General features: G+C 61.3%; 20 protein-coding genes. 12 read left to right on the forward strand and 8 right to left on the reverse strand.

Features of this window, described 5'->3' with window-relative positions:
- Positions 1 to 33 precede the first annotated feature (33 nt).
- A complete protein-coding gene (gene bioF / locus M3P88_RS12285; RefSeq protein ID WP_249616304.1) occupies positions 34 to 1,173 on the reverse strand; it encodes an 8-amino-7-oxononanoate synthase in 1,140 nt (379 codons plus the stop codon).
- A gap of 116 nt (positions 1,174 to 1,289) precedes the next feature.
- Positions 1,290 to 2,273 (reverse strand): biotin synthase BioB, encoded by a 984-nt coding sequence (gene bioB, locus M3P88_RS12290; RefSeq protein WP_249616305.1) that lies wholly within the window; start codon positions 2,271 to 2,273, stop codon positions 1,290 to 1,292.
- 66 nt (positions 2,274 to 2,339) lie between these two features.
- On the opposite strand from bioB, the gene M3P88_RS12295 reads away from it, so the two are divergent.
- Genes M3P88_RS12295 through M3P88_RS12305 form a run of 3 tightly spaced genes read left to right on the forward strand, consistent with a single transcriptional unit; the run spans position 2,340 to position 4,448 of the window.
- The gene (locus tag M3P88_RS12295; RefSeq protein WP_249616306.1) at positions 2,340 to 3,035 is read left to right on the forward strand and encodes a ComF family protein; all 696 of its coding nucleotides are present in this window, start codon (positions 2,340 to 2,342) and stop codon (positions 3,033 to 3,035) included.
- 39 nt (positions 3,036 to 3,074) lie between these two features.
- A complete protein-coding gene (trmL, locus tag M3P88_RS12300) occupies positions 3,075 to 3,539 on the forward strand; it encodes a tRNA (uridine(34)/cytosine(34)/5-carboxymethylaminomethyluridine(34)-2'-O)-methyltransferase TrmL (protein ID WP_249616307.1) in 465 nt (154 codons plus the stop codon).
- 36 nt (positions 3,540 to 3,575) lie between these two features.
- Positions 3,576 to 4,448: a septal ring lytic transglycosylase RlpA family protein gene (locus M3P88_RS12305; RefSeq protein WP_283773198.1), complete on the forward strand. Its 873-nt coding sequence runs from the start codon at positions 3,576 to 3,578 to the stop codon at positions 4,446 to 4,448.
- A gap of 49 nt (positions 4,449 to 4,497) precedes the next feature.
- Here the strand turns inward: M3P88_RS12305 and pgi are convergent, their stop codons facing one another.
- Both pgi and zwf read right to left on the reverse strand, forming a co-directional pair.
- On the reverse strand, positions 4,498 to 6,147 hold the full coding sequence (pgi, locus tag M3P88_RS12310) for a glucose-6-phosphate isomerase (protein WP_249616308.1): 1,650 nt from the start codon (positions 6,145 to 6,147) through the stop codon (positions 4,498 to 4,500).
- Positions 6,148 to 6,358: 211 nt separating this feature from the next.
- The gene (gene zwf, locus M3P88_RS12315) at positions 6,359 to 7,816 is read right to left on the reverse strand and encodes a glucose-6-phosphate dehydrogenase (RefSeq protein WP_249616309.1); all 1,458 of its coding nucleotides are present in this window, start codon (positions 7,814 to 7,816) and stop codon (positions 6,359 to 6,361) included.
- A gap of 133 nt (positions 7,817 to 7,949) precedes the next feature.
- Here zwf and edd point away from each other — a divergent pair, with 133 nt between their 5' ends.
- On the forward strand, positions 7,950 to 9,785 hold the full coding sequence (gene edd / locus M3P88_RS12320; protein WP_249616310.1) for a phosphogluconate dehydratase: 1,836 nt from the start codon (positions 7,950 to 7,952) through the stop codon (positions 9,783 to 9,785).
- Positions 9,786 to 9,795: 10 nt separating this feature from the next.
- Complete coding sequence (gene eda / locus M3P88_RS12325) at positions 9,796 to 10,425, forward strand: bifunctional 4-hydroxy-2-oxoglutarate aldolase/2-dehydro-3-deoxy-phosphogluconate aldolase (RefSeq protein WP_249616311.1); 630 nt, start codon at positions 9,796 to 9,798, stop codon at positions 10,423 to 10,425.
- A gap of 3 nt (positions 10,426 to 10,428) precedes the next feature.
- Here the strand turns inward: eda and M3P88_RS12330 are convergent, their stop codons facing one another.
- Both M3P88_RS12330 and M3P88_RS12335 read right to left on the reverse strand, forming a co-directional pair.
- Entirely contained in the window at positions 10,429 to 11,790 is a 1,362-nt protein-coding gene (locus M3P88_RS12330; protein WP_249616312.1) for a sensor histidine kinase, read from the reverse strand.
- A 10-nt stretch (positions 11,791 to 11,800) separates the two neighbouring features.
- Positions 11,801 to 12,478 carry a response regulator gene (locus tag M3P88_RS12335; RefSeq protein ID WP_249616313.1) on the reverse strand — a complete coding sequence of 226 codons (678 nt, stop codon included), beginning with the start codon at positions 12,476 to 12,478 and terminating at the stop codon, positions 11,801 to 11,803.
- Positions 12,479 to 12,547: 69 nt separating this feature from the next.
- On the opposite strand from M3P88_RS12335, the gene M3P88_RS12340 reads away from it, so the two are divergent.
- The 6 genes from M3P88_RS12340 (at position 12,548) to M3P88_RS12365 (ending at position 20,557) form a co-directional block, all read left to right on the forward strand.
- On the forward strand, positions 12,548 to 13,651 hold the full coding sequence (locus M3P88_RS12340) for an ABC transporter substrate-binding protein (RefSeq protein ID WP_249616314.1): 1,104 nt from the start codon (positions 12,548 to 12,550) through the stop codon (positions 13,649 to 13,651).
- A gap of 81 nt (positions 13,652 to 13,732) precedes the next feature.
- Positions 13,733 to 14,686, forward strand: a complete 954-nt coding sequence (locus M3P88_RS12345) for a Bug family tripartite tricarboxylate transporter substrate binding protein (protein WP_249616315.1) — start codon at positions 13,733 to 13,735, stop codon at positions 14,684 to 14,686.
- A gap of 3 nt (positions 14,687 to 14,689) precedes the next feature.
- Positions 14,690 to 15,169 (forward strand): tripartite tricarboxylate transporter TctB family protein, encoded by a 480-nt coding sequence (locus M3P88_RS12350; protein ID WP_249616316.1) that lies wholly within the window; start codon positions 14,690 to 14,692, stop codon positions 15,167 to 15,169.
- The gene (locus M3P88_RS12355; protein ID WP_249616317.1) at positions 15,169 to 16,671 is read left to right on the forward strand and encodes a tripartite tricarboxylate transporter permease; all 1,503 of its coding nucleotides are present in this window, start codon (positions 15,169 to 15,171) and stop codon (positions 16,669 to 16,671) included. Before M3P88_RS12350 ends, M3P88_RS12355 begins: the two co-directional genes overlap by 1 nt.
- Before the next feature lie 152 nt (positions 16,672 to 16,823).
- The gene (locus tag M3P88_RS12360) at positions 16,824 to 18,500 is read left to right on the forward strand and encodes an AMP-binding protein (protein WP_249616318.1); all 1,677 of its coding nucleotides are present in this window, start codon (positions 16,824 to 16,826) and stop codon (positions 18,498 to 18,500) included.
- A gap of 353 nt (positions 18,501 to 18,853) precedes the next feature.
- Positions 18,854 to 20,557 carry an AMP-binding protein gene (locus M3P88_RS12365; RefSeq protein WP_249616319.1) on the forward strand — a complete coding sequence of 568 codons (1,704 nt, stop codon included), beginning with the start codon at positions 18,854 to 18,856 and terminating at the stop codon, positions 20,555 to 20,557.
- Positions 20,558 to 20,693: 136 nt separating this feature from the next.
- Here the strand turns inward: M3P88_RS12365 and M3P88_RS12370 are convergent, their stop codons facing one another.
- A complete protein-coding gene (locus M3P88_RS12370; protein WP_249616320.1) occupies positions 20,694 to 22,571 on the reverse strand; it encodes a ribonuclease catalytic domain-containing protein in 1,878 nt (625 codons plus the stop codon).
- Between the two features lie 164 nt (positions 22,572 to 22,735).
- The gene (locus M3P88_RS12375) at positions 22,736 to 23,503 is read right to left on the reverse strand and encodes a DeoR/GlpR family DNA-binding transcription regulator (protein WP_124734867.1); all 768 of its coding nucleotides are present in this window, start codon (positions 23,501 to 23,503) and stop codon (positions 22,736 to 22,738) included.
- 94 nt (positions 23,504 to 23,597) lie between these two features.
- On the opposite strand from M3P88_RS12375, the gene glpK reads away from it, so the two are divergent.
- Entirely contained in the window at positions 23,598 to 25,076 is a 1,479-nt protein-coding gene (gene glpK, locus M3P88_RS12380) for a glycerol kinase GlpK (RefSeq protein ID WP_249616321.1), read from the forward strand.
- Positions 25,077 to 25,114 lie beyond the last annotated feature (38 nt).

A 25,114-nucleotide genomic window follows, 5' to 3' on the forward strand; every position in this document is an offset into this window, starting at 1 on the left:
TCTGCTGCAGAAGGGTCATACATTCACCGCCGGCTAAGGCCGGCACAGCGCCGCCAGCAGCGCCTCAATATCCTGTTCGCTATGTGCAGCCGACAGCGAAATACGCAGCCTGGCCGTGCCTGCAGCCACCGTTGGCGGGCGGATGGCAGGCACCCACACGCCAGAACCAGCCAGACGCGCGGCCAAAGCAAGCGCGGCACTATTCGTGCCAACCATCAGCGCCTGTATGGCAAAGCGGGAAGGCAGGACGGGATAAGGCAAACTGGCCGCCTGCACCCTGGCAATATGCCCAGCCAGACGCGCACGCCGCCAAGCCTCATCCCGGATCAGGCCGACCGCACGGCTGACCGTCACCGCCAGTGCCGGCGGACTGGCCGTGGTGTAGATATAAGCGCGCGCGCGATTGACAAGCCAAGCACACAGCTCACGGCTGCCGGCCACCACCGCGCCGGAGACCCCCGCCGCCTTACCCAGCGTTGCCATATAGATGACCCGCGGGTCATGCAGGGCATACTCGGCAAGCGCCCCGCGCCCGCCACCGCTGATGCCGAAACCGTGCGCATCATCGAGAAACAGCCAGGCATCGTAACGGCGCGCCAGATCAAGCAAGGCAGGCAGAGGCGCCTCATCCCCATCCATGCTGTACACCGCATCGACCACAATCATGCGGGTGCGGGCACGGCTGTTCTGCAACAGGCTTTCCAGCTGGGCAAGATCGTTATGGCGAAAGCGGCGTAAACGCGCCCGCGACAACAAAGCACCGTCATTCAGCGAGGCGTGATTAAGCTTGTCGGCAAACACCTCGTCATCCCGGCCGAGCAGCGCCGTAATCACCGCCTGATTGGCCAGATAACCGCAACCGAACAGCAGTGCATCCGGCGTACCTATCCAGTCGGCCAGCACCGCCTCGGCGTCCTCATGCGCCGCGCTATGCCCGGTGACCAGATGCGATGCCCCCGCCCCGACCCCCCAGCGCAGCATCGCGTCACGCGCGGTGTCAACCAGCACTGGATGATTGGCCAGCCCCAGATAATCGTTGCTGGCAAAAGACAGCGTCTCGCCCCCGTTCAGGCTGACATGCACACCCTGGGGGCTATCCAGTCGCACGCGCTGCCGGTATTGCTGCCGCTGCTGCAACGCCGCCAACTGGGCAGCTAACTCATGGTGTTGCATAAAAGGATACTCTCCGCACGGCACGCAATACAATGCAATAGCTTTAAGCTTATCAATACTCGCCTATCTTATAAACAAAATACCGAAAATCGGCAAGCGCCGCCATATTCTGCGGCCTATAGGGCAGACAGATCCAGCTTGTCCATCAGCGCACGATCTGCGGCCACATCCGGGTTACCGGTCGTCAGCAGCTTGTCGCCATAGAAGATGGAGTTGGCACCGGCAAGAAAGCACAGCGCCTGCATCGCCTCCGGCATGCCGCGCCGCCCGGCCGACAGGCGGACATAACTCTTGGGCATGGTCAGGCGTGCCACCGCAATCGCCCGCACAAACTCGGTCCAGTCTATCTCTTCGGCGTCCGCCAGCGGCGTGCCGTCCACCTTGACCAGATTATTGATCGGCACCGACTCCGGCTGCGGATCGAGGTTGGCCAGCTGGGCAATCAGGCCGGCACGATCCTGACGCGTCTCGTCCATGCCGACAATGCCGCCACAGCACACATTCAGCCCGGCCTTGCGCACCTTGCCCAAGGTATCCATGCGGTCTTGGTATTCGCGGCTGTGGATAATATCGCCGTACTTGTCGGGCGAGGTATCGAGATTGTGGTTGTAGTAATCGAGCCCGGCAGCCTTAAGCTGCTCGGCCTGACCGTCGGCCAGCATGCCGAAGGTGGCGCAGGTTTCCAGCCCCAGTGCTTTAACTTCGCTCACCATGGCTAGCGTCTTTTGCAGGTCGGCATCCTTGGGACCGCGCCAGGCAGCGCCCATGCAGAAGCGGCTGGCGCCGTTTTCCCTGGCGATACGCGCCACCTCAACCACCTGCTCGGCACTGAGCATGGGCTGGTTATCGACCGGCGTTTCGTGATGCACCGATTGCGGGCAATAGCCGCAGTCTTCCGGACAGCCACCGGTCTTTATCGACAGCAAGGTAGACAGCTGCACCTTGTTCGGGTCGAAAAACTGGCGGTGAACTTCGGCGGCGCGAAACACCAGCTCCATAAATGGCAGGGCAAACAAGGCTTCGATCTCTTCGACCTGCCAAAGCGCACTTTGTGGATGCGGGCTGGCCGGACGCTGGAAAACAATCGTGCTGTGGGTCATGGCGATGAAATCTATCTTGATGGAATCAAGGCATCATCAGCGGGGGCATCCATGCCGTCAAACTTCATGGCCCATATTATTGACAATTGCCTACCGTTTAAGCAGGTTTGTCTGTTTTGTGCCGCACCCGGCACCCGCCACGGCGTTTGTGCTGCCTGCCTGGCCGATCTTGTCCGCCTGCCGGCCGAAGTCTGTCCGCGCTGTGCCCAAGCCTCGCCCTTTGCCCAGATCTGCGGCCGCTGTCTGCGCCAGATGCCCGCCTTTGATGCCTTGCACGCCGCCTTGTTATACGACTATCCGCTGGATGGCGTGATACAGGCCTTCAAGTACGGCAAACGCCTGGACTTGGCCGGTAGCCTGGCATTTTTGCTGGCCGAACTGGCACCGCCCGCCATCGTGGCACCGGATCTGGTCGTACCGGTGCCGCTGGCCGATGCAAGACGCATGGAGCGCGGCTTCAACCAGAGTCTGGAGCTTGCCCGCGCGTTCGCTGGTAGAATAAACGCCCCGCTCAACAGCACGCTATGTGAGCGGATACGCAACACCCCGCCTCAGGCCCGTCTGAACCAGCGCCAGAGACGACACAATGTCAGTCATGCTTTTCGTGTAAAGCACCGTGTAGACGGGCTTTGCGTCGCCATTGTCGACGATGTCGCCACCAGTGGCGCCACGCTTTCCGAGCTGGCCCTCAGCCTCAAAAAACAGGGGGCAAAGCGGGTCGAAGCGTGGGTACTGGCTAAGGTTTTTTACTCGAAAACTTGACCAACCTTTTGAATTCTTGGAACAATCCAGGTCGCAACGATGTTTACTGTTGTTCTTTACCAGCCGGAAATACCGCCCAATACGGGCAATGTGATCCGTTTATGTGCCAATACCGGTTGCGAATTGCACCTGGTCAAACCGCTGGGTTTCCCCCTCGATGACGCGAAATTGCGCAGGGCCGGACTCGACTATCACGAGTACGCGCGCATGGTCGTGCACGAGGATTGGGAAGCCTGTCAGGCAGCCTTGCACGGGCGGCGAATTTTCGCCGCCACCACCAAGGGTGCCACGCGGCACGACCAGGTGGCTTTCGAAGCAAATGATGTGCTGTTGTTCGGCCCCGAGTCGCGCGGTTTGCCGGAAGACCTGCTTGCAGGCTTCCCGACCGAGCGCCGGGTGCGATTGCCAATGCGGCCCGAGTCACGCAGCATGAATCTGTCCAATGCCGTCGCCGTTATGGTGTTCGAGGCGTGGCGGCAGATCGATTTTGCCGGAGGAAGTTAAGATTCGCAGCTAGGCACTCCGCATAAAGGAGCTCCGATGCAATCTGTTCTTCGATGGTTGTGGCTGACAATTGTCAGCCTGGTGCTGGTGGCTTGTTCCACTACACAACCAGCCAACGCCAAACTTCAACACGTGGCCAAAACGCCACAAAAAACCAGCAACAAGGGCGGGGCCTATTTCCAGAACGACGGCCCGGCCAGAATCATCCCGGCCAACCTCAACCTGCTACCCAATGCCGTACCGCAGGATGAACCGCTGATACGTTCGGCCAATCTGCCTTATAGCGCGCTGGGCATGCGTTTCCGCCCGGATACCAGCCACGAAGCCTTTCAAACCCGCGGCAAAGCGTCGTGGTATGGCAAGCAGTTCCACGGTCGCAAGACCTCGTCCGGCGAACGCTACGATATGTTCGCCATGACCGGCGCCCATCCGACGCTGCCGATTCCGTCTTACGCCAAGGTGACCAACCTGAAAAACGGCCAGTCGGTGATTGTGCGCATCAATGACCGTGGTCCTTTTCACAAGAACCGGGTGATGGACCTGTCGTATGCAGCAGCACACCAGTTGGGCTACATCAAGTCTGGCAGTGCCGACGTGCTGGTCGAGCGCGTATTCCCGGCCGGTGACGGCGAGCGTATCGCCACCCGCCCGGCCAAGCAGCTGGCCAAGTCGGACAAACCCATCTATCTGCAACTGGGCTCCTATGCGACCAAGGTCAAGGCCGAGGCACGCATCAAAAAGCTGATGGCCAAGTTGCCGGATCAGCATGACGAGAAGCTGACCATCGTCAAGCAGCTGGGCGCTTACCGCGTGCAGATGGGGCCGTTCGAAACCCCGGCGGCGGCGCAAAAAGCCGCCAGCGATACTGCCAACCGGCTTAACACCGGCAAAAAGATCGTCATGACCTGAGCCTGATCCATTCAGCCACAAAAAAGCGAAGCCTCAGGCTTCGCTTTTTTCATGCCTGTTGCCGGCTTTGCAAATAGAGCCGGATCAGGCGTTCGGTCGAACTATCGTGCATGCCTGCCGGCCCCTGTCCGGTCAACTCGCCATGTATGGTGCGCGCCAGCTGTTTGCCCAGCTCCACCCCCCACTGGTCGAAACTATTGATGCCCCAGATCGTGCCCTGCACGAAAATCTTGTGTTCATACAAGGCCACCAGCGTGCCCAGATTGCGCGGATTCAGCTGCGCCAGCAGCAGCGTATTGCTCGGGCGGTTGCCGGCAAACACCTTGTGCGGCAGCAAGCGCGCCAGCGCATCCTCCGGCAGGCCTTGCGCTGCCAGCTCGGCACGCACTTCCTCCGCCGTCTTGCCGCGCATAAAGGCCTCGGCCTGGGCAAAGACATTGGCCAGCAGGATTTCATGATGCCCGGGCAGGCCGGCCCTATTTTCCAGCGTCGCGATCAAATCGATAGGCGAGATATGCGTGCCCTGATGCAGCAGCTGGAAAAAAGCATGCTGGCCATTGATGCCGGTCTCACCCCAGATAATGGGGGCGGTTTCCACCCCGACCGGGCAGCCGTCGCGGCATACCTGCTTGCCGTTGGACTCCATGTCCAGCTGCTGGATAAAGGCCGGCAAGCGATGCAGATATTGGTCGTAAGGCGCGATCACATGGCTGCCGCCGCCGTAGAAATTGATATACCAGATGCCGATCAAGGCCAGCAGCACCGGCATATTGGCACCCAGCGGCGCATGGCGGAAGTGTTCATCCATCAGGTGGGCGCCATCCAGCAACTCGCCGAAATTTTCCTCGCCCAGATATAGCATGATGGGCAAACCGATGGCCGACCACAGCGAAAAACGCCCCCCCACCCAGTCCCAGAACTCGAACATATGCGCAGGATCGATGCCAAACTCGGCCACCGCCTGGCGGTTGGTCGACACCGCAACAAAATGCTGTGCCACCGCTGCCGGGTCGCCGGCATGCGCGACAAACCACTCGCGCGCGGTGAGCGCGTTGGTCAGCGTCTCCTGCGTGGTAAAGGTCTTGGAGGCCACCACGAACAGCGTGGTTTCCACATGCACCTGCCGCAACGTCTCCTTGAGCTGCGCACCATCGACATTGGACACAAAGTGCATGCGCAAGCGCGGATGACCGAAAGGCTTGAGTGCCGAACACACCATCAGCGGCCCCAGATCGGAGCCGCCTATGCCGATATTCACCACATCGGTAATCGGCTGGCGGGTATAGCCCAGCCAGTCGCCACAGCGCACCGCATGGCAAAAGCGCCCCATGCGCGAGAGCACGGCATTGACGCCCGGCATCACATCATGCCCATCGACAGCGATCGGGCGGTTGCTGCGGTTGCGCAGCGCCACATGTAGCGCCGCACGCCGCTCGGTGCTATTGATCTTGTCGCCACGAAACATGGCGGCAATCTGCTGCGGCACACCCGTCTGCCGGGCCAGCGCCAGCAGCGCCGCCAGAATCGGATCGTTGATGCGGTTTTTGGAATAGTCGAGGAAGAGCCCGCCCACATTCAGCGCATAGCGCTCGGCCCGCGCCGGGTCCTCGGCAAACAGCGTACGCATATGTACATGCTGGCTGTCATCAAATAGCTGCCACAGAGCAGCCCAGGCCGGCAGCTTGGTCAGGTGGGTCATGGCGTATTCCTTTGGTGGACTCGGAAATGGGGACTCGGGACTCGGGACTCGGGACTCGGGAGTGGAGAGTGGAGAGTGGAGAGTGGAGAGTGGAGAGTGGAGAGTGGAGAGTGGAGAGTGGCGAGTGGCGAGTGGCGAGTGGCGAGTGGCGAGTGGCAGGATCTTACTCCCTACTCCCTACTCCCTACTCCCCACTCCCGTTCTATCCACATCAGCACTCCTCATGCCAGGTCACGCCATCGCGCGCCGGCAGGGCGCTCGCCGCAGGCGGCCCCCAGGTGCCGGCTGGATAGGGTCGTGGCAGCGCCTTGCCCTGCTGCCAGGCATCCAGAATAGGCTCGACCCAGCGCCAGGCTTCGATCAGCTCTTCGCGGCGCATAAACAGCGCCAGACGCCCGCGAATCACATCCAGCAGCAGGCGTTCATAGGCATCAACCCGGCGCACGCGGAAGGTTTCGTGAAAATCGAGATTGAGAAAAACCGGCTGCAGATTCATGCCATCGCCCGGCTCCTTGGCCTGAAACCACAAGCGCACGCTTTCCTCCGGTTGCAGTTCGATCACCAGCCGGTTGCCGCTGCGGCAAGTCGGTGCCAGCGGAAACAGCTTGTGCGGCACATTGTGAAAGGTGATGACGATTTCGGCCACGCGCTGCTGCATGCGCTTGCCGGTACGCAGGAAAAACGGCACGCCGGCCCAGCGCCAGTTATCGATCTCGGCCTTGAGCGCGACAAAGGTTTCGGTATGGCTATGCGGTGCAATCCCCTCCTCGGCCTGATAGCCCGCCACCAGCTGACCGGCCACCGCACCGGAACCATACTGGCCGCGCACCGTCTTGGCGGCGACGTCTTCGGGGCTGAACGGCCTGAGCGCCTTAAGCACCTTGAGCTTCTCGCCGCGAATGGCATCGGCGTCCAGACTGGCCGGCGGCTCCATCGCCACCATGCACAAGAGCTGCAGCAGATGGTTCTGCATCATGTCGCGCAGTGCGCCGGTGCGGTCGTAAAACTCGCCGCGCCCCTCCACTCCCAGCTCCTCGGCAATGGTGATTTGCACGCTCTGCACCCACTCGCGCCGCCACAAAGGCTCGAACAGGACATTGCCAAAGCGCAGCGCCATCAGGTTCTGCACCGACTCTTTGCCCAGATAATGGTCAATGCGGTACAGCTGCTCCTCGCCAAAATGCCGGGCCACCGCATCATTGATGGCATTGGATGAAGCCAGATCATGCCCCAGCGGTTTTTCCAGCACCACGCGCACCTGCTCGTGATTGAGTCCGACCGCGGCCAGCTGCTGGCAGACTATGCTGAACAGCGCCGGCGCGGTGGCCAGATAACACACCACCACCCGCGCCGGATCGCGACCCAGTTTGGCGGCCAGCGCCGGGTAATCCTCGGGCCGATTCGCATCCAGTTGCTGATAATCCAGCCGCCCGCAAAAATCCAGCCAGGCGGTTTCCGTGTCGCCTTCCAGATGGGGCCGCACCAGGGAAGACGCCAGAACCAGATAGCCGTCACGCGTCAGCACCTGCCGCCCCAGCGCCAGAATGCGCCCGCTCTTGGCCAGCAAACCGGCCCTGTGTGCGTGGTAAAGCGCCGGCAACAGCTTGCGCATCACCAGGTCGCCGGTGCCGCCAAACAGCACCATGTCAAAATCAGGGTTTGTACTCATTTCCCGCCTCCCGCTGCCAAGCATTCCGGTCTTCATCTTATCCCAGACCATCGATAAAGTAGCGGCAAGCGGCTTGCCTTGATCCGGCGGCGCACCTAGCATAAGCGGCATGCCCAGCACACCAGGCGCCATCATGCATCTGCACCCCGTCGTTCATCGTGTCACCCAGCGCATACAGGCACGCAGCGCCGCGACGCGCCAAGCCTATCTGGCACATCTGCAAAAAGCCGCAGCCCAGGGCAAGGTCGCGCGTAGCGAGCTGTCCTGCACCAATCTTGCCCATGGCTTTGCGGCCATGGCACCCGAACCCAAGATCCGGCTCAAACAGCTGGACGTGCCCAATCTCGCCATTATTTCGGCCTACAACGATATGCTGTCGGCGCACCAGCCGCTGCAGGACTTTCCGGCCTGGATCAAGGAAGAAGCACTGAAGGCCGGTGCCACGGCACAATTTGCCGGCGGCGTGCCAGCCATGTGCGATGGCGTGACCCAGGGCATGCCCGGCATGGAGCTGTCGCTGTTCTCGCGCGATGTGATTGCACAGGCCACCGCCATCGCGCTGGCACACCGCATGTTCGATGCCGCGCTGTTTTTGGGCGTGTGCGACAAGATCGTGCCCGGCCTGCTGATCGGTGCGCTGGCCTTCGGCCATCTGCCGGCGGTCTTCGTGCCGGCAGGCCCGATGACCTCCGGCCTTGCCAATGACGACAAGGCCGAAGTACGCAAACTGTTTGCCCAGGGCCTGATCGGACGCGATGTGCTGCTGGAGTCCGAGGCACAAAGCTATCATGCGCCCGGAACCTGCACCTTCTACGGCACCGCCAACTCCAACCAGCTCATGATGGAAGTCATGGGCCTGCATCTGCCGGGCAGCGCCTTCGTCAATCCCGGTACTCCCTTGCGCGAAGCGCTGACCCGCGCCAGCGCGCATGCGGCACTGGCCATCAGCGCACAGAGTTCACGCTTTACCCCGCTGGGCGAGATGGTGGACGAGCGCGCCATCGTCAACGCCATCGTCGGCCTGCTCGCCAGCGGCGGCTCGACCAACCACACCCTGCATCTGGTCGCCATCGCCCGCGCCGCCGGCATTGCCATCAACTGGGACGATTTTTCCGAGCTCTCGGCGGTAGTGCCGCTATTGATGCGCGTCTACCCCAACGGCAAGGCCGATATCAACCATTTTCATGCCGCCGGCGGCATGGGCTTTGTAATAGGCGAGCTGCTGGACGCCGGCTTGCTGCATGCCGACGTGACCACCATTCTGGGCCAGGGTCTGGCCCGCCATACGCAGGAGCCATGGCTGGATCAAGGGCGGCTAAGCTGGCGCGATGCGCCCTTACACAGCCGCGACGAGAGCGTGCTGCGCCCGGCCAGCCAGCCCTTCCAGGCAGATGGCGGCCTCAAGCTGCTAAGCGGCCGGCTCGGACGCGCCGTAATCAAGGTTTCGGCCGTCAGCCCAAAGCGGCGGCGCATACGTGCGCCGGCGCGGGTATTCAATGACCAGGGCGCACTGCTGGATGCTTTCCGGCGCGGCGAGCTTGAGCAGGATATGGTCGCCGTCGTGCGCTTTCAGGGGCCGCGCGCCAACGGCATGCCGGAATTGCACCAGCTGACGCCGGCACTGGCGGTGTTGCAGGACAGGGGGTTTCAAGTGGCGCTGGTAACCGACGGACGCATGTCGGGTGCCTCGGGCAAGGTGCCGGCAGCAATCCATGTGACGCCGGAAGCGGCCGCCGGCGGGCCGCTGGCGCGGGTATGCGATGGCGACATCATCCTGCTGGATGCCGATCAGGGCATACTGGAAATCGAAGTGGCACCCGACGCGTGGGCTGCGCGCACGGCAGAAGCCGCCGATCTGGCCCACAATGACTACGGCAGCGGACGCGAACTGTTTGCCGGCCTGCGCCAGCTGGCCGACGAGGCGGAAAAGGGTGCCGCCACTTTTAGCCACCCCTTGTGGCCATCCTGAAGGAGGGAATATGGACGAACTGACACTACTGCGCCAGGGACCGGTGGTACCGGTCATCCAGATCAGCGATCCGGCACTGGCCGTGGATCTGGCCCATGCGCTGGCCGATGGCGGCATCCGCGTACTGGAAGTGACACTGCGCACCAAGGCGGCGCTGTCCGCCATCCGCCTGATCCGCGATCAGGTGCCGGGCGTGATCATCGGTGCCGGTACCTTGCGCAACCGCGCCCATGTCGAGGCGGCAGTCGACGCCGGCGCCATGTTCGGCATCAGCCCGGGCTTTACCCCGGAGCTGGTCGCAGCCGTGCGCGCACTGGAGCTGCCCTTTATTCCCGGCATCGCCACCCCGTCCGAAGCCATGCACGCCCATGATGAAGGCTTCTTTATCCAGAAACTGTTCCCGGCCGATGCCATCGGCGGCATCAAGCTATTGAAGGCACTGGCCAGCCCCCTGCCCGAGCTGCGCTTTTGCCCGACCGGCGGCATCCATGCCGGCAATGCCGCCAGCTATCTGCTTCTGCCCAATGTCCTGGCGGTGGGCGGCTCATGGCTGACCCCGGAAGACGCCATCGCCGCGCAGGACTGGCCGCGCATCACCGCGCTGGCCAATGAAGCAAGAATGCTGGCACCGCTGCACTGAAAGCTAAAAGCGGATTTTCAGTGCAGCTCCGCCCTCGGCAGCCGTTTCTACGCCTACCGTGGCGCCATGGCGCTTGGCAATCTCTTCGACAATGGCCAGCCCTAAGCCGCAACCGGCGCCATCGACCCGGTCGCCACGGTTGAAGCGCTCGAACACATGCCGGCGTTGGGCGAGTGCGATGCCAGGCCCGCTGTCGGCCACACACAGGCAAGACCCGCTTTCATCACGCGCCAGGCTTACCGTCACCACGCCGCCCGCCGGGGTATAACGCAGCGCATTGTCGATCAGATTGCCCAGCATCTCGCGCAACATAAGCGGGTCACCGTGCAGCCACAGGCTCTGCTCGCCCTCATAACCAAGATCAATGTCGCGTGTCATCGCCTCCAGCACAAAGTCCCCGCTGACGTCACGCACCAGACGCGCCAAGTCCAGCGCCTGCCATGCTGCCGGATGCCCTCCCGGCTCAACCCTGGACAAAGCCAGCAACTGCCCGGCCAGACGGATAAGCTGGTCGGTCGAGCCTTCCAGCGCCATCAGGGCACGGAGGCGAATAGCCTCGTCGCCCTGACTGGCGGCAAACTGCGCCTGTGTCTTCAGCAGGGTCAGCGGGGTGCGCAATTGGTGGGCGGCATCGGCGATAAAACGCTGCCGCACAGCAAGTTGCTGCTGCAATTGCTCCAGCGCATGATTCAGCGCATGTACCAAAGGCTTCAGCTCCTGCTGTACCGTATCGGGAGACAGCCGTAAAGCCGGATCTGCCGCGTGCTCGTCCAGCGCCTGCCCCAATGCCCGTACCGGCTGCAATACATGCCGGATACCGATGGCAACAAACAGCGCCGCCACCGCAGTCAGCCACAGTTGCTGCAACAAGGACGCGCGAAACAAGGCACCGGCCAGCGCCTGTCGCGACAAGGTGGTTTCTCCGACCTGAACCGCAATCAAGCGGTTGCTGCCGCCGTAATACAGCGGAAAGACATAGGCGGCCACACGCACTGCGGCATCGCGATAGCGTACATCATAAAAAGCGGTATCAAATGCCGCAGGTAAAGGAGAGGGCAGCGGCAAGGCAGCATTGCCGCTCAGCTCTCGCCCTCCAACAAAAGCGATGCGATAAAACACGCGATCCTGAAAATGGGGATCAAACATCTCCAGGGCAGCCCGTGGAATATCGACGGTCAGTTCCCCATCAAGCACGCCTACTCGCTCGGCGATACTACGAGCCGATGCCTGCAAGGTGCGGTCAAAAGCCTGATCGGCCGCGCTACGCGCACTTTCACGCGCTAACCAGCCATTAATGATCAGCAAGGGGAAAAGCGGTAACACCACCCATAACAGCAGCTGGCGGCGCAAGCTGGTACGCAGCACCTTTCCCGCCTCAGGCCGCGGCCACATCTTCGTCCAGCAAATAGCCCAGGCCACGCAGGGTCTGAATACGCACGCCGCTACCGGCAAGCTTCTTGCGCAAGCGGTGGATATACACCTCCATCGCATCGCTGCTGATGTCCTCGCACAGGCCGGCGACCTGTTCGGCTAACGCATCCTTGGTCACCGGACGCCCCTGGCGGTACAGCAAGACTTCCAGTACCGCCATCTCGCGCGGCGTCAGCGCCAGCACATTGCCGTCTATACGGTGGCAGCGGCTGGCCACATCAAACTGCAAGCGCCCGCAACACAGCTGTCCGCTTTGCTGTACCTGACCACGGCGCAGCAAGGCGCGTACCCGCGCCTTAAGTTCGTCCACGTCAAACGGCTTGCCCAGATAATCGTCCGCCCCCAGATCCAGCCCGGCGATGCGCTCACCGACACCACACTGTGCCGTCAACATCAACACCGGCAAACGGCTGCCGCTGCGCCGCAGGCGGCGCAATACCTCAAGTCCGTCGCGTCGCGGCAGGCCGACATCAAGAATAGCCAGCATATAAGGTTCACTTTCCAGCAACTGGCTGGCGACGATGCCATCCGCCGCATGGTCAAGCGCATGGCCGGCACTGGACAGCACCATCATCAGCCAGGCCGCAAGTTCGGAATTGTCTTCGGCCAGCAGGATGCGCATAGGTGAAAGCGATTTGAAAGGTTGGCAATTCTAGAATGCTAACACTAAATTCACGCCGGATATCCATACATGCTAAACAGTGCGCGCTTGATGCTATGTCTTTTGCTAGCCGCCATGCCATGGCCGGGGCTGGCGCAGGCATCCTGCCCGCCGGCACACTATCCAAAGTCTTACCAGCGCATCGTGGAGGCGGCCAGGCAAGAAGGCGCGCTGACCATTTTTTCCACCACCGATCAGGAACAAGTCAGCGCCTTGCTGGACGACTTCCGCCGCTGCTACCCCTTCATTCAAGTCGCGTACCATGAGTTGCCCGCCAGCGAGATAGACAGGCAAGTACGTCTCGAGGGCATCCGGGCCAAGCCGCAAGCCGATGTGGTCTGGAGTTCGGCCATGGATCTGCAGGTCAGACTGGTCAACGACGGACTCAGCCAGCGCTATGTCAGCCCCGAACGCAATGCCCTGCCGGACTGGGCGCACTGGCGCGATGAAATATGGGGCACCACCTTCGAGCCGGTGGTCTTCGCCTGGAACCGCAAGCGCCTCTCCGATGCCGAAGCACCGGTCACTCATGAGGCACTGCAGCGCATGCTACCCGGCATGCGCAAGCGCTGGCGCATCACCAGCTACGATGTAGCCAGCTCGAGCGTCGGTTACCTTTTTCTCACTCAGGATGCACGCCACCATCCGGCGTTCTGGGCGCTCGCCGCCGAACTGGCCCACACACCCGGGACACGCGAGACCAGCAGCCGCGCCATGCTCTCCCGCCTGGCCCGCGGCGAAGCCGATTTTGCCTACAACGTCATCGGTCCCTATGTGGCCCAATTTGCCCGCCTCAACCCGCATCTGGGCTGGCGCATTCCGGAAGATTACGCGCTCATTGTCAGTCGCCTGGCCCTGATCACCGCGGCCGCCCCCCATCCCGCCGCCGCCCGCTTGTGGACCGATTATTTGCTATCGCTACGCGGTCAGCGCCAGCTCTGGGCTGGCAGTGCCCTGCCTCCCGTACGCAAAGGGCTGCCACGGCGCCTGGGACAGATCGACCTGAACACCTTAAGCGATCGCCTGCGCCCCATTCAGGTTGGCACCGGTTTGCTGGTTTACCTCGACCAGGCCAAAAAACGCCTGTTTTTACAGCGCTGGCACAGTCGCGCGCAAACACCGCCGAATGACTGAAAGCCCCCCCCTTTTCGATCAGCCCAAGCTGACAAACGCCCGACTGCGCGGTAAGCAGTCCCACAACTAAGGAGACACACCATGCAACTGAAGACCCTGATTACCAGTTTGATGCTGGCACTAAGCCCGCTTGCTGCCCATGCCGAAGTGGAGCAGATGAAGATCATGGCACCGGCCAACCCCGGCGGCGGCTTCGATACCGTAGCCCGCACGCTGGGCGATGCGCTCAAGGCCGCGGGCCAGGCTAAAAACGTGATCGTGGAAAACAAGGCAGGCGCCGGCGGCACCATAGGCATGGCGCAGTTCATCAACACCGACAAGGGCAACCCCAATGCGCTGCTGATTGCCGGTGCGGTTACCGTGGGCTCCATCGAGACCAATAAATCACCGGTCAATTTCAGCATGGTGACCCCCATTGCACGCTTGATGGGCGAGTACAACGTGCTGGTGGTACCGGCGGATTCACCCTACCGCTCACTGAAAGAATTGATGGCGGCCTATAAGGCCAAGCCCGGTTCCATCAGCATGGGCGGAGGCTCGGCCGGCGGCATAGACCACATCATGGCGGCGCTGATGTCGGAGAAGGTCGGCGTGGATCCGGACAAGCTCAACTACATCCCTTACGCCGGTGGCGGTGAAGGCAAGGCTGCCGTACTGGGCGGCCAGATCAGCGCCTATATCAGCGGCTATGGCGAACTGGCCGACCTGATCAAGGCCGGCAAGGTGCGTGCACTGGCGCTGTCCGCCGACAAGAAACAAGCCGACATCAATGTGCCGACCCTGAAAGAGCAAGGCGTAGATGTCGTGCTTTACAACTGGCGCGGCGTGTTTGGCGCCCCGGGCATCAGCGCAGCACAGAAAAAACAGTTGGGCGCGATGGTGCAGGCGGCCGTACAAAACCCGAGCTGGAAAGACAAGGCCGCCAAGCTCGAATGGCTGGATCTGTACCAGAATGCGGCACAGTTCACCCCCTTCCTCGATGCTGAAATCAAGCGTACGGCGCAGGTAGTCAAGAAGCTGAAGCTGGGGAATTAAGCCATGATACGCCGCGTCAATGGCGAGCAATGGCTCGCCGTCGCGGTGATCGTGCTGGGGCTGATTATGGCCTGGCAGATCACCGCCATTCCGGCCGATGCCGGTTATGCCGGCATCGGGCCGCGCTTTTTTCCAACGCTGATTGTCACGGGTCTGGTGATGTGCGGTGGCATCCTGCTATTGCAGTCCAGCAAGCCCCCCGCCGCCCCGAGCACCGAAGAGGAAAATGAAGGGCCGCGCGCCGATGCCGACTGGAGCCAGTTTGTACTGCTGTCCGGCTCGCTGCTAGCCCATATGGCACTGATAGGGCTGATCGGCTTTACCCTGGCCGGCACCATGCTCTGTTTTGGCGTATGCCGTGCGCTGGCTTCGACGCGGCCGTGGCGTGATGCCCTGCTGTCTTTTTTGCTCGTCTTCGGTCTGTTCCACCTATTTGCCTGGCTGGGTCTTAACCTGCCGGCACTGATTCCGGGAGTACTGTAATGGAATCCCTGCACGCCCTGTTTTCACTGGGCTTCGCCACCGCGCTGACCCCAAGCAACCTGATGTGGGCGCTGGTCGGCTGCACACTGGGCACGGCCATCGGCGTCCTGCCCGGTGTCGGCCCGGCGGTGACCGTCGCCCTGCTACTGCCGGTCACCCACAGCATCGAGCCGACCGGCGCGCTGATCATGCTGGCCGGCGTCTATTACGGTGCCATGTTTGGCGGCTCGACGACCTCTATTTTGCTGAATACGCCGGGCGAAGCCGGCAGCATCGTCTCGGCGCTGGAGGGCAACAAGATGGCACGCCGTGGCCGCGCCGGGCCGGCCTTGTCCACCGCCGCCATCGGCTCCTTTATCGCCGGCAGCATCGCCACGGTACTGCTGACCCTGCTGGCACCTTTGGCGGCCTCCATGGCGCTCAAGCTGGGGCCGGTGGAGAATTTTTCGCTGATGGTGCTCACCTTTGCCGCCGTGTCTGCCGTATTGGGCAACTCGCCCAGCAAGGGCATGACTGCGCTGTTTTTCGGTCTGGCGCTCGGCCTGATCGGCATCGAAGAGCAATCCGGACAGGCGCGCTTTACCTTTGGCCAATTGCCGCTGATCGACGGCATCGATATCGTGGTGGTGGCGATGGGGCTGTTTGCCATCGGTGAAACGCTCTACACCGCCACCTATGAAAACAATAGCCAGACCCGGCTGGAAACGGTCAAAGGCTCGGTGTGGATGAGCAAATCCGACTGGCAGCGCTCATGGAAGCCCTGGCTGCGCGGTACGGCCATCGGTTTTCCCTTCGGCACCATCCCTGCCGGCGGTACGGAAATGCCGACCTTCCTCTCCTATTCGGTGGAAAAAAAGCTGGCCAAAGGCCAGCGTGGGCAGGAGTTTGGCCACGGCGCCATTGAAGGCGTCGCCGGTCCGGAAGCGGCCAATAACGCCGCCGTCACCGGCACGCTGGTGCCCCTGCTGACGCTGGGCATTCCGACTTCGGCCACCGCCGCCATCATGTTGTCGGCTTTCCAGCAGTACAACATCGTCCCCGGCCCCTTGCTGTTTGATAGCTACCCCGAACTGGTCTGGGGCCTGATCGCCTCGCTGTATATCGGCAATGTGATGTTGCTGGTACTCAACCTGCCGCTGGTCGGGCTATGGGTGCAACTGCTGAAAATCCCGCGCCCGCTGCTCTATGGCGGCATTGTGGTGCTGGCGACCATGGGCGCTTATGCTCTGCGCCAAAGCTGGTTCGACCTGTTGCTGCTGTATCTGATCGGCCTGGTTGGCTTCGCGATGCGCCGCTTCGACTTCCCGGTCGTACCGCTGATTGTCGGCCTGATTGTCGGCCCGATGGCAGAGAAACAGTTCCGCCGTGCCATGGCTATCAACGAGGGCGATGCCTCGGTGTTTTTCACCCAGCCCGTTTCGCTCGCCATACTCTGCGTCACCGCCGCCATCATCCTGATTCCGCCATTACTCAGGCGACGGCAGGCGCTGCTGGCCAACTGAATCAATGGCATACCGGCATATCCGCCCAGCTCGAATGGAGATGCCGTTGCGGCATCTCCACAAATGCCAACAAACGTTTGAATTTGTTTGCCTTGCCTGCAGCAAAGATGCAATCTGATTAAAACGCACGGTAAATAATAAGGAGAGAGCAGATGGATAGCCGCCATAGCCACCCAAACACCGCACTCGAGCTGGACCGCTTTGCCTCGCTGGGCGATATGCTCGCCGCCAGCGTCAAGCAATATCCGGCACGAACCGCTTTTTGCAATATGGGCGCCACGCTCAGCTACCGCGAACTGGACCGTCTGTCCGCCGCCTTTGCCGCCTATCTGACCCAGGAGCTGGGGCTGAAGCCGGGCGAGCGTGTCGCGCTGATGATGCCCAATTTGCTGCAATATCCGGTCGCGCTTTATGGCGTACTGCGCGCCGGCCTCGTCGTCGTCAATGTCAACCCGCTGTATACCCCGCGCGAGCTGGAACACCAGCTTAAGGACTCGGGCGCGCGCGCCATGGTGATTGTGGAAAACTTCGCCGCCGTGCTGCAGCAAGTCATCGCCAACACCCCGGTAGAAAAGGTGATTGTCACCGCCGTCGGCGACTTGCTGGGGCCGGTCAAGGGCGCACTGGTCAATATGGTGCTGCGCCATATCAAGAAAATGGTGCCCGCCTGGTCGCTGCCGGACGAGATCCGCTTCAATGCCGTGCTGGCACAGGGACTGAAACTGCCGTGGCAGGATGCCAAAGTGCGGCAGACCGACATTGCCTTCTTGCAGTACACCGGCGGCACCACCGGCCTGTCCAAGGGCGCCATCCTCACCCACGGCAATCTGCTGGCCAATATGGAGCAGACCTATCTGGTCGTGCATCCGGCGCTGGGCGAAGACGGCAAAGTGGTGATGGCCACACCGCTGCCGCTTTATCATATTCTGGCGCTGGCCATCAATTGCCTGCTGGTCACCCGCGCAGGCGGCACCAGTGTCTTGATGAGCAATCCGCGCGATCTGCCCGCCGTTATCAAGGATCTGGCCCGCCACCCGATCACCTGCATGACCGGGGTCAATACCCTGTTTAATGCGCTGGCCAACCACCCCGATTTTGCCAAACTGGATTTCTCGCGCTGGAAGATCACCGTAGGCGGCGGCGCCGCCATTCAGCAGGCGGTGGCCGAACGCTGGAAAGCGGTGACCGGCCTGACCCTGATCGAAGGCTATGGCCTGACCGAAACCTCGCCGCTGGTCAGCGCCAACCCGGTGCTGCTGGGGCGCTACACCGGCAGTATCGGCCTGCCGATTCCGGGCACCGAGATTGCACTGCGCGATGAAGAGGGCCGCGATGTCGCCAGAGGAGAGCCGGGCGAGTTATGCGTGCGCGGCCCGCAGGTGATGCAGGGTTACTGGCAGCGTCCGGATGAAACGGCCAAGGTATTCCATGCCGACGGCTTCCTTGCCACCGGCGATATTGCCCAATTGACCGAGCAGGGCTTTTACAAGCTGGTGGACCGCAAGAAAGACATGATTCTGGTGTCCGGCTTCAACGTCTATCCGAACGAGATCGAGGATGTGGTGGCACGCCACCCCGAGGTACTGGAGGCCGCCTGTATTGGCGTACCGGACGAGCGCACCGGCGAAGCGGTCAAAATTTTCGTGGTCAAACGCCACCCGGGACTGACTGAAGAAGCATTGATCAAGCACTGCCGCACCCACCTGACCGCTTATAAAGTGCCGCGCCAGATCGTCTTCCGCGACGAGTTGCCCAAGACCAATATCGGCAAGATATTGCGCAGGGATCTCAGGGAGGAAATGCCGGCACAGGCAACAGCAAATGCCTGAGCACACTGCATCGCAATAAATTGCGGCCATCCCCCGCCACGGCAAAAGCGCACGGCTTCAGTGCGCTTTTGCCGTACGCCGCCGTAAAAAACTCAATAAACCATTGAGATGGTTCCACTTTCAGTCAGAAAATCCCTCCCTTCAAGCCTCAGCAAATCAAGCATCCGTCGCAGAATGCGCCGACACAGCAAGCCAGAAAACACCCCCTGTTGTTTTTATCGCCACATATCGAAAGACGAAGAGTCCTCCAAAGCAAAGTCGGGGAAAAACGCTTTATGGGTAATATTTATGCGTGCATTATTCAATTCGGGAAGACGATAGCGGCTAAAAAATAAAAACAGGGGGAGAACAATATGACCATGGACACTGCATCACCGCAAACGCCAGCCTTGCGCCCTTTGATGCATACATCACTGGGGGCGATGCTGGCCGACAGCGTCAAACGCCATCCGGAGCGGGATGCGTTTTGCAATATGGGCGCCAAGCTGAGTTACAAAGAGCTAGACCGGCTATCGGCCGCCTTTGCCGCCTATCTGACCGGCGCGCTGAGAATGAAAAAGGGTGACCGCATTGCACTGATGATGCCCAATCTGCTGCAGTACCCGGTTGCACTTTATGGTGCGCTACGCGCCGGGATGATTGTCGTCAACATCAACCCGCTCTATACCCCGCGCGAACTGGAGCACCAGTTACAGGACTCGGGCGCGACGGCCATTCTGATTCTGGAAAATTTTGTTGGCGTGTTGCAAGAAGTGCTGGGCAATGTTCCGGTACAGCACGTGATGGTGACCTCGGTTGGCGATCTGCTGGGCCTGATGCGCGGCGCGCTGGTCAATGCCGTGTTGCGCCACTTCAAAAAAATGGTACCGCCATGGTGGCTGCCCGGCTCCATCCAGCTCAAGGCGGCACTGAAAGAGGCCCAGAATAAAGCCTGGCAGGATCCGGTCTTGCGCCGCGAAGATATCGCGCTGCTGCAATACACTGGCGGCACAACAGGGCTATCCAAGGGCGCGGTACTGACCCATGGCAATGTGCTGGCCAACCTTGAGCAAAGCGCGATGGTGGTCGAGCCGGCGCTGACTGATATTTCGCCCATCATCATGGCCTCGCCCCTGCCGCTGTATCACATCCTGGCACTGACCATGAACTGCCTGCTGATTACGCGTCTGGCCGGCACCTCGGTTTTAATCACCAATCCGCGCGACATTCCGGCCGTGATCAAGGATCTGGGGCGTTATCCGGTCAACTGCATCACGGGCGTCAATACCTTGTTTAATGCGCTGGCCAATCACCCCGACTTTGCCAAGCTGAACTTTTCCAGCTGGCGCCTGAGTGTGGGCGGCGGCACCGCCATCCAGCAGGCCGTGGCAGAAAAATGGCTGAAAGTCACGGGCCTGCCACTGATAGAAGGCTACGGCCTGACCGAAACCTCGCCGCTGGTTTGTACCAACCCGATCCAGAGCAAGCAATACACCGGCACCATAGGCCAGCCGATACCGGGCACCGAGATCGAACTGCGCGATGAAGAAGGCAATATCGTGCCCTTCGGGCAAGCGGGTGAGCTGTGCGTGCGCGGGCCACAGGTCATGAAATGCTACTGGAAACGACCGGCAGATACCGCTCGCGTGATACAGGAAGACGGCTTTTTGGCGACCGGCGACATCGCCTATCAAACCGAGAGCGGGCTATACAAGCTGGTGGATCGCAAGAAGGACATGATTATCGTGTCCGGTTTTAATGTGTTTCCTAGCGAAATCGAAGATGTGGTTACGCTGCACGAAGATGTGCTGGAAGTCGCCTGCATCGGCGTGCCGGATGCACGGACCGGCGAAGCCGTTAAGCTGTTCGTCGTCAGCACCAATGAGAGCCTGAACGAGGCGGCCTTGCTCAGCTACTGCCGGGAAAGGCTGACCGCCTATAAAGTGCCGCACCAGATCGAATTCCGTCAGGATTTGCCGCGCTCCAACGTCGGCAAAATCCTGCGTCGTGAATTGCGTGAAGAAGAACTCGTCAAACAGCAGCAAGCAAAAGAAATGGACGAAGCCGAAATCGCTTAACAAAGACGCGATTCTTCGTCTTTCAACCCTGCTGCCGGTTCGCGGGTGCTCTGCATCAAAATGCCGGCCGGCATCCATAAGAAAACCCCCGACGCTGCAACGCAGCGCCGGGGGTTTTCTATCACAGCGTTAAAGCTCAGCCTTCCTCCTCTTCGCTGGGCTCGGCCTCGATATGCCCGACCTTGCCGACAAAGCGGAATTCGATTTCCAGCAGCAGCTCGTCGATGCGTATCACCTGCAGGCGGATCTGGTCGCCCCGATTCAGCTCGGGCAGGCCCGGAATGCGCGTGCGCATAGGCAGGCCGTCGATGCGCACCAGATCTTCCTTGATATGGGTGGCAGTGATTTCGCTCACGCCTTCCTGGCCGAACCAGCGCAAGCACCAGTAGTGCTCCATCTTGTCCTGGAAGCCCAGATAGGAAGAATAAGTCGCATCAAAGTCGCGCAGCAGCGCGAACATCATGGCGTCGCCCTGGGCAAACTCCGGCTTCTCGCCACGGATCAGGGAGACAATCTGGCGCTGGTTGACCCAGTCGGCGGCGCGGCGCAGCGGCGATGTCGACCATGCGTATTGCGGTACGCCCAGACCGACATGCGGCTCGGGACGGGTGGTCATGCGCACCTTGCCCATGCTTTGCGCGCGGTACATGCCCGGCACGCCGGCTTCGCCCAGCTGGCGCCCCCATTCGCAGTTGGCCAGAATCATCATTTCCGACACCAGCTTGTCGATAGGCGAGCCGCGCTTGCGCAAGGTGATGCTGACTTTGCCTTCACTCACGGCAAAGTTGTAATCGACGCCTTGCGGGCGGGTCGGATCATACTTGCCGCGGAATTTTTCGCGGGCCACGGCAAAATCATGCAGCCACAAAAGCTCGCGCTTGAACGGGTAATCGACGCCGGGGTCGTTAGCGATGGTGTCTTCGTTGAACAAAGGCTCCAGCGTATGGTGGCGCAGGTTGGCGGCGATCTCGACACTCTCGATACGGTTTTCGTAGCCGACGATCTCGAATTCGGGCGTCACCTCCACATACAGGCTGAGCGCCGGGCAAGGCTTGCCCTCGTCCAGGGTAAAGGCGCTGACCACATCGTCCGGCAGCATGGTGATCTTGTCGCCGGGGAAGTAGACGGTGGACAGGCGCGCGAACACCAGCTTCTCGATATCGGAACCCGGCTCCACCCCCAACGTCGGTGCGGCAATATGGATACCGATCCGCTTGTTGCCGTTGGAGAGCTCGCTCACCGACAACGCATCATCGATTTCCGTGGTGGCGGCGTCATCAATCGAGAAGGCTGCCACGCCAGCCGCCGGCAAATCGGTGGGCGTCGTGGCCGGCATGTATTTGCCAAAGCCGGTGCCCTTGGGAAAGCACTCCATCTCGAAACCGGCCATCAGATAGGCCGGCACCGACGGAATGCCGCCCACTTCACGCGCCAGCTTGACGGGTGCCAGACCCGTCGCCTTGCTGGCGGCATCGAAAGCCTTGTACTCCAGCGTATTCTTGTCCGGGCGCCACAGCAGGCTCATCAGCTGCGAGCGGATGGCATCGGGCAGCTCTCTGGCCTTGAGTTCTTCCACCCAGGCATCGATCTGCGCCTGTTCGCGCTTTTTCTTTTCGATACCGGCCAGCGCAGCCTTAAGCGCCTCTTCCGGCGCGGCCTTGAAGCGGCCCTTGCCCTTCTTGTAGAAATACATCGGCGCGCTGGCGAGCGTCATCACCGTGGCGGCCAGCTGCAGCGGGGTCGGCTTGGCGCCCCAGTATTCGACGGCGAGGGCGTCGAAATCGAATTCTTCACTGCCGGCCACTTCCCACAGGAAGTCCAGCTCCAGCTCGGCGGCCAGGCCATGCGCCTCGTCCAGGAAGCTGGCCAGCGGGCTGGTAAATTCAAGCAAGACATTGGCCTGCTTGAGTTTGACACGCTTGCCATGCTGGGTGTCGACCTGCAGGCTGGCGTCAGTCTTGGACACCACGCTGCCCGTCTTGAAGCTGCCGCTTTCTTCGTAAAAAACGTTCATATCAGGCACAGGGGGCGAGACGCCCGTCACTCAGGATAAAGAGGCGGGATTATAACAGCAGGTGGCGGCGCGGGTGGGGAAGGGTACAGAAAGCACGCGGGAACAAAAATAGGGAGTGGAGAGTGGGGAGTCAACTCCCTACTCCCTACTCCCTACTCCCCGCCTCAAGCCTCGGCCAGTTGCAGCTCGACGTTGTGTTCCTGCATCAGCTTGCCCAGCGCCGCAGGCGGCGCCGCATCGGTAAAGACGGTATGGAAGTCGCTGATATGGCCCATGCGCACCAAGGCATTGCGGCCGAACTTGCTGTGGTCGACGGCAAGGAAGAGATGGCGCGCATTGGCCATCATCGCCTGCGCCACGCGTACTTCACGGTAATCGAAGTCCAGAAGCGAACCGTCGGTCTCGATGCCGGCAGCACCGATCACCGCATAATCGACCTTGAACTGGTTGATGAAGTCCATGGTCGCGACGCCGGTAATGCCGCCATCGGACGCGCGCACCACACCGGAAGTGATCAGCACGGTAAAATCGGGGTTGGCCGACATAATGGACGCGACGTGGATATTATTGGTAATCACGCGCAAGCCCTTGTGACTCAGTGTCAGCGCCTGGGCAATCGCCTCCATGGTCGTGCCTATGCTCATAAAGAGCGAAGCATGGTCGGGAATGCTTTCGGCCAGCAGACCGGCAATATGGGCTTTCTCGCTTTGCAGCTTGCCCTTGCGCGCGAAATAGTCTTCATTCTCGACGCTATTGCCCAGCGCGGCACCACCGTGATAACGGCGCAGCAGATTGGCTTCGCACAGCTGGTTGATATCGCGGCGTATCGTTTGTGGCGTCACATCCAGCAGGCGTGCCAGCTCTTCGATCGGCATAAAACCGCTTTCGCGTACCAGTTGCAGGATTTTGTCGTGACGGGGTGATCGGCTCATGATGGTTCGGAAACGAAAATACAAGCTCCAGTCTTTAACATAAAAAAGCCGTTTTGCGCAAATTCAGCCGGCTAAAATTGCCAAGGAAACCACAATGCCGCCACGTCTGCTTGTCATCGATCAAGGCACGACCAGCACCCGCGCCATGCTGTTTGACCAAAACGGTGCGGTACTTGCCCGCGCCCAGACCGAACTGCCGCAGATTTTTCCGGCACCGGGCTGGGTCGAGCACGACCCCGAGGTGATCTGGAACCATACGCTGATGCTGTGCCGCCAGGCGCTGGCCACCCCTGGCGCGGCTGCCGCACCGATTGCCGGCATCGGCATCGCCAACCAGCGCGAAACCACCGTACTGTGGGACAGGGCCACCGGCCGGCCGGTCTATCACGCGATCGTGTGGCAAGACAGGCGCACCGCCGCCTTATGCGAGACGCTGGCCACGCCGGACAATAGCGCGCTGGTCACAGCGCGTACCGGGCTGGTACTCGACCCCTATTTCTCCGCCAGCAAAATACGCTGGCTGCTGGACACCGTACCCGGCGTGCGCGAACGCGCAGAGCGCGGCGAACTGGCTTTTGGCACCATAGACAGCTTCTTGCTATGGCGCCTGACCGAAGGGCGGGTGCATGCCACCGATGCAACCAATGCCGCACGCACCTTGCTGTTCAATATCCATACCCAGCAATGGGATGCCGACTTGCTGGCGCTGTTCGGCATTCCGGCCTCGCTCTTGCCCGAGGTGCGCGACAATGCCACACAGTTTGGCGTCACGCGCCTGTTCGGCGCGCCCATCCCCATTACCGGCATGGCCGGCGACCAGCAGGCGGCCACCGTGGGCCAGGCCTGCTTCGCCCCGGGCATGATCAAATCCACCTACGGCACCGGCTGCTTTATGGTGCAAAACACCGGCGCGACGGTCGTCGCCTCCAGTCACCGCCTGCTGTCTACCGTGTGTTACCGCCTGCAGGGGCAGACCACCTATGCACTGGAAGGCAGCATCTTCATCGCCGGCGCGGCGGTACAGTGGCTCAGGGATGCGGTCAGGCTGATCGATCACGCCGGCGAAGCCGAAGCGCTGGCGCGCCAGGTGGACAGCACCGGCGGCGTATATCTGGTGCCGGCCTTTACCGGACTGGGCGCCCCCTATTGGGATCCGCTGGCGCGCGGTGCCATCATCGGCCTGACCCGCGACTCGGGCATTGCCCATATCGTGCGGGCGGCGCTGGAGTCGGTGTGTTACCAGACCCGCGACTTGATGGCGGCGATGCAGGCCGATGGCGTATGTGCGCCGGCAGCACTCAGGGTGGATGGCGGCATGGTCGGCAATGACTGGATGATGCAGTTTCTGGCCGATATGCTGGACGTGACGGTCGAGCGTCCGCAAGTGACCGAAACCACGGCACTGGGTGCCGCCTATCTAGCCGGCCTGGGGGCCGGCATCTTCGAGTCGCTGGACGAACTATCCGGCCAATGGCAGCTACAGGCGCGCTTCACGCCGGGGATGGACGGACAAAGACGGGAACAGCTCTATCAGGGCTGGAACGAGGCAGTAGGCAGGACATTAAGCCGCTGAGCATGGCTGGGGTGTACGTCCGCTACGCGGACGTATTG

The organism is Craterilacuibacter sp. RT1T (genome assembly GCF_023502145.1).
Taxonomy (GTDB): domain Bacteria; phylum Pseudomonadota; class Gammaproteobacteria; order Burkholderiales; family Chromobacteriaceae; genus Craterilacuibacter.

Bases quoted from the DNA above. Each gene is read 5' to 3' on its own strand.
- M3P88_RS12350 (WP_249616316.1), top strand. From the start codon at position 14,690: ATGATACGCCGCGTCAATGGCGAGCAATGGCTCGCCGTCGCGGTGATC.
- M3P88_RS12360 (WP_249616318.1), top strand. From the start codon at position 16,824: ATGGATAGCCGCCATAGCCACCCAAACACCGCACTCGAGCTGGACCGC.
- M3P88_RS12340 (WP_249616314.1), top strand. From the start codon at position 12,548: ATGCTAAACAGTGCGCGCTTGATGCTATGTCTTTTGCTAGCCGCCATG.
- M3P88_RS12335 (WP_249616313.1), bottom strand. From the start codon at position 12,478: ATGCGCATCCTGCTGGCCGAAGACAATTCCGAACTTGCGGCCTGGCTG.
- M3P88_RS12370 (WP_249616320.1), bottom strand. From the start codon at position 22,571: ATGAACGTTTTTTACGAAGAAAGCGGCAGCTTCAAGACGGGCAGCGTG.
- pgi (WP_249616308.1), bottom strand. From the start codon at position 6,147: ATGACCCACCTGACCAAGCTGCCGGCCTGGGCTGCTCTGTGGCAGCTA.
- M3P88_RS12365 (WP_249616319.1), top strand. From the start codon at position 18,854: ATGACCATGGACACTGCATCACCGCAAACGCCAGCCTTGCGCCCTTTG.
- edd (WP_249616310.1), top strand. From the start codon at position 7,950: ATGCATCTGCACCCCGTCGTTCATCGTGTCACCCAGCGCATACAGGCA.
- M3P88_RS12305 (WP_283773198.1), top strand. From the start codon at position 3,576: ATGCAATCTGTTCTTCGATGGTTGTGGCTGACAATTGTCAGCCTGGTG.
- M3P88_RS12295 (WP_249616306.1), top strand. From the start codon at position 2,340: ATGGCCCATATTATTGACAATTGCCTACCGTTTAAGCAGGTTTGTCTG.
- trmL (WP_249616307.1), top strand. From the start codon at position 3,075: ATGTTTACTGTTGTTCTTTACCAGCCGGAAATACCGCCCAATACGGGC.
- bioB (WP_249616305.1), bottom strand. From the start codon at position 2,273: ATGACCCACAGCACGATTGTTTTCCAGCGTCCGGCCAGCCCGCATCCA.
- bioF (WP_249616304.1), bottom strand. From the start codon at position 1,173: ATGCAACACCATGAGTTAGCTGCCCAGTTGGCGGCGTTGCAGCAGCGG.
- M3P88_RS12345 (WP_249616315.1), top strand. From the start codon at position 13,733: ATGCAACTGAAGACCCTGATTACCAGTTTGATGCTGGCACTAAGCCCG.
- glpK (WP_249616321.1), top strand. From the start codon at position 23,598: ATGCCGCCACGTCTGCTTGTCATCGATCAAGGCACGACCAGCACCCGC.
- M3P88_RS12355 (WP_249616317.1), top strand. From the start codon at position 15,169: ATGGAATCCCTGCACGCCCTGTTTTCACTGGGCTTCGCCACCGCGCTG.
- eda (WP_249616311.1), top strand. From the start codon at position 9,796: ATGGACGAACTGACACTACTGCGCCAGGGACCGGTGGTACCGGTCATC.
- M3P88_RS12375 (WP_124734867.1), bottom strand. From the start codon at position 23,503: ATGAGCCGATCACCCCGTCACGACAAAATCCTGCAACTGGTACGCGAA.
- zwf (WP_249616309.1), bottom strand. From the start codon at position 7,816: ATGAGTACAAACCCTGATTTTGACATGGTGCTGTTTGGCGGCACCGGC.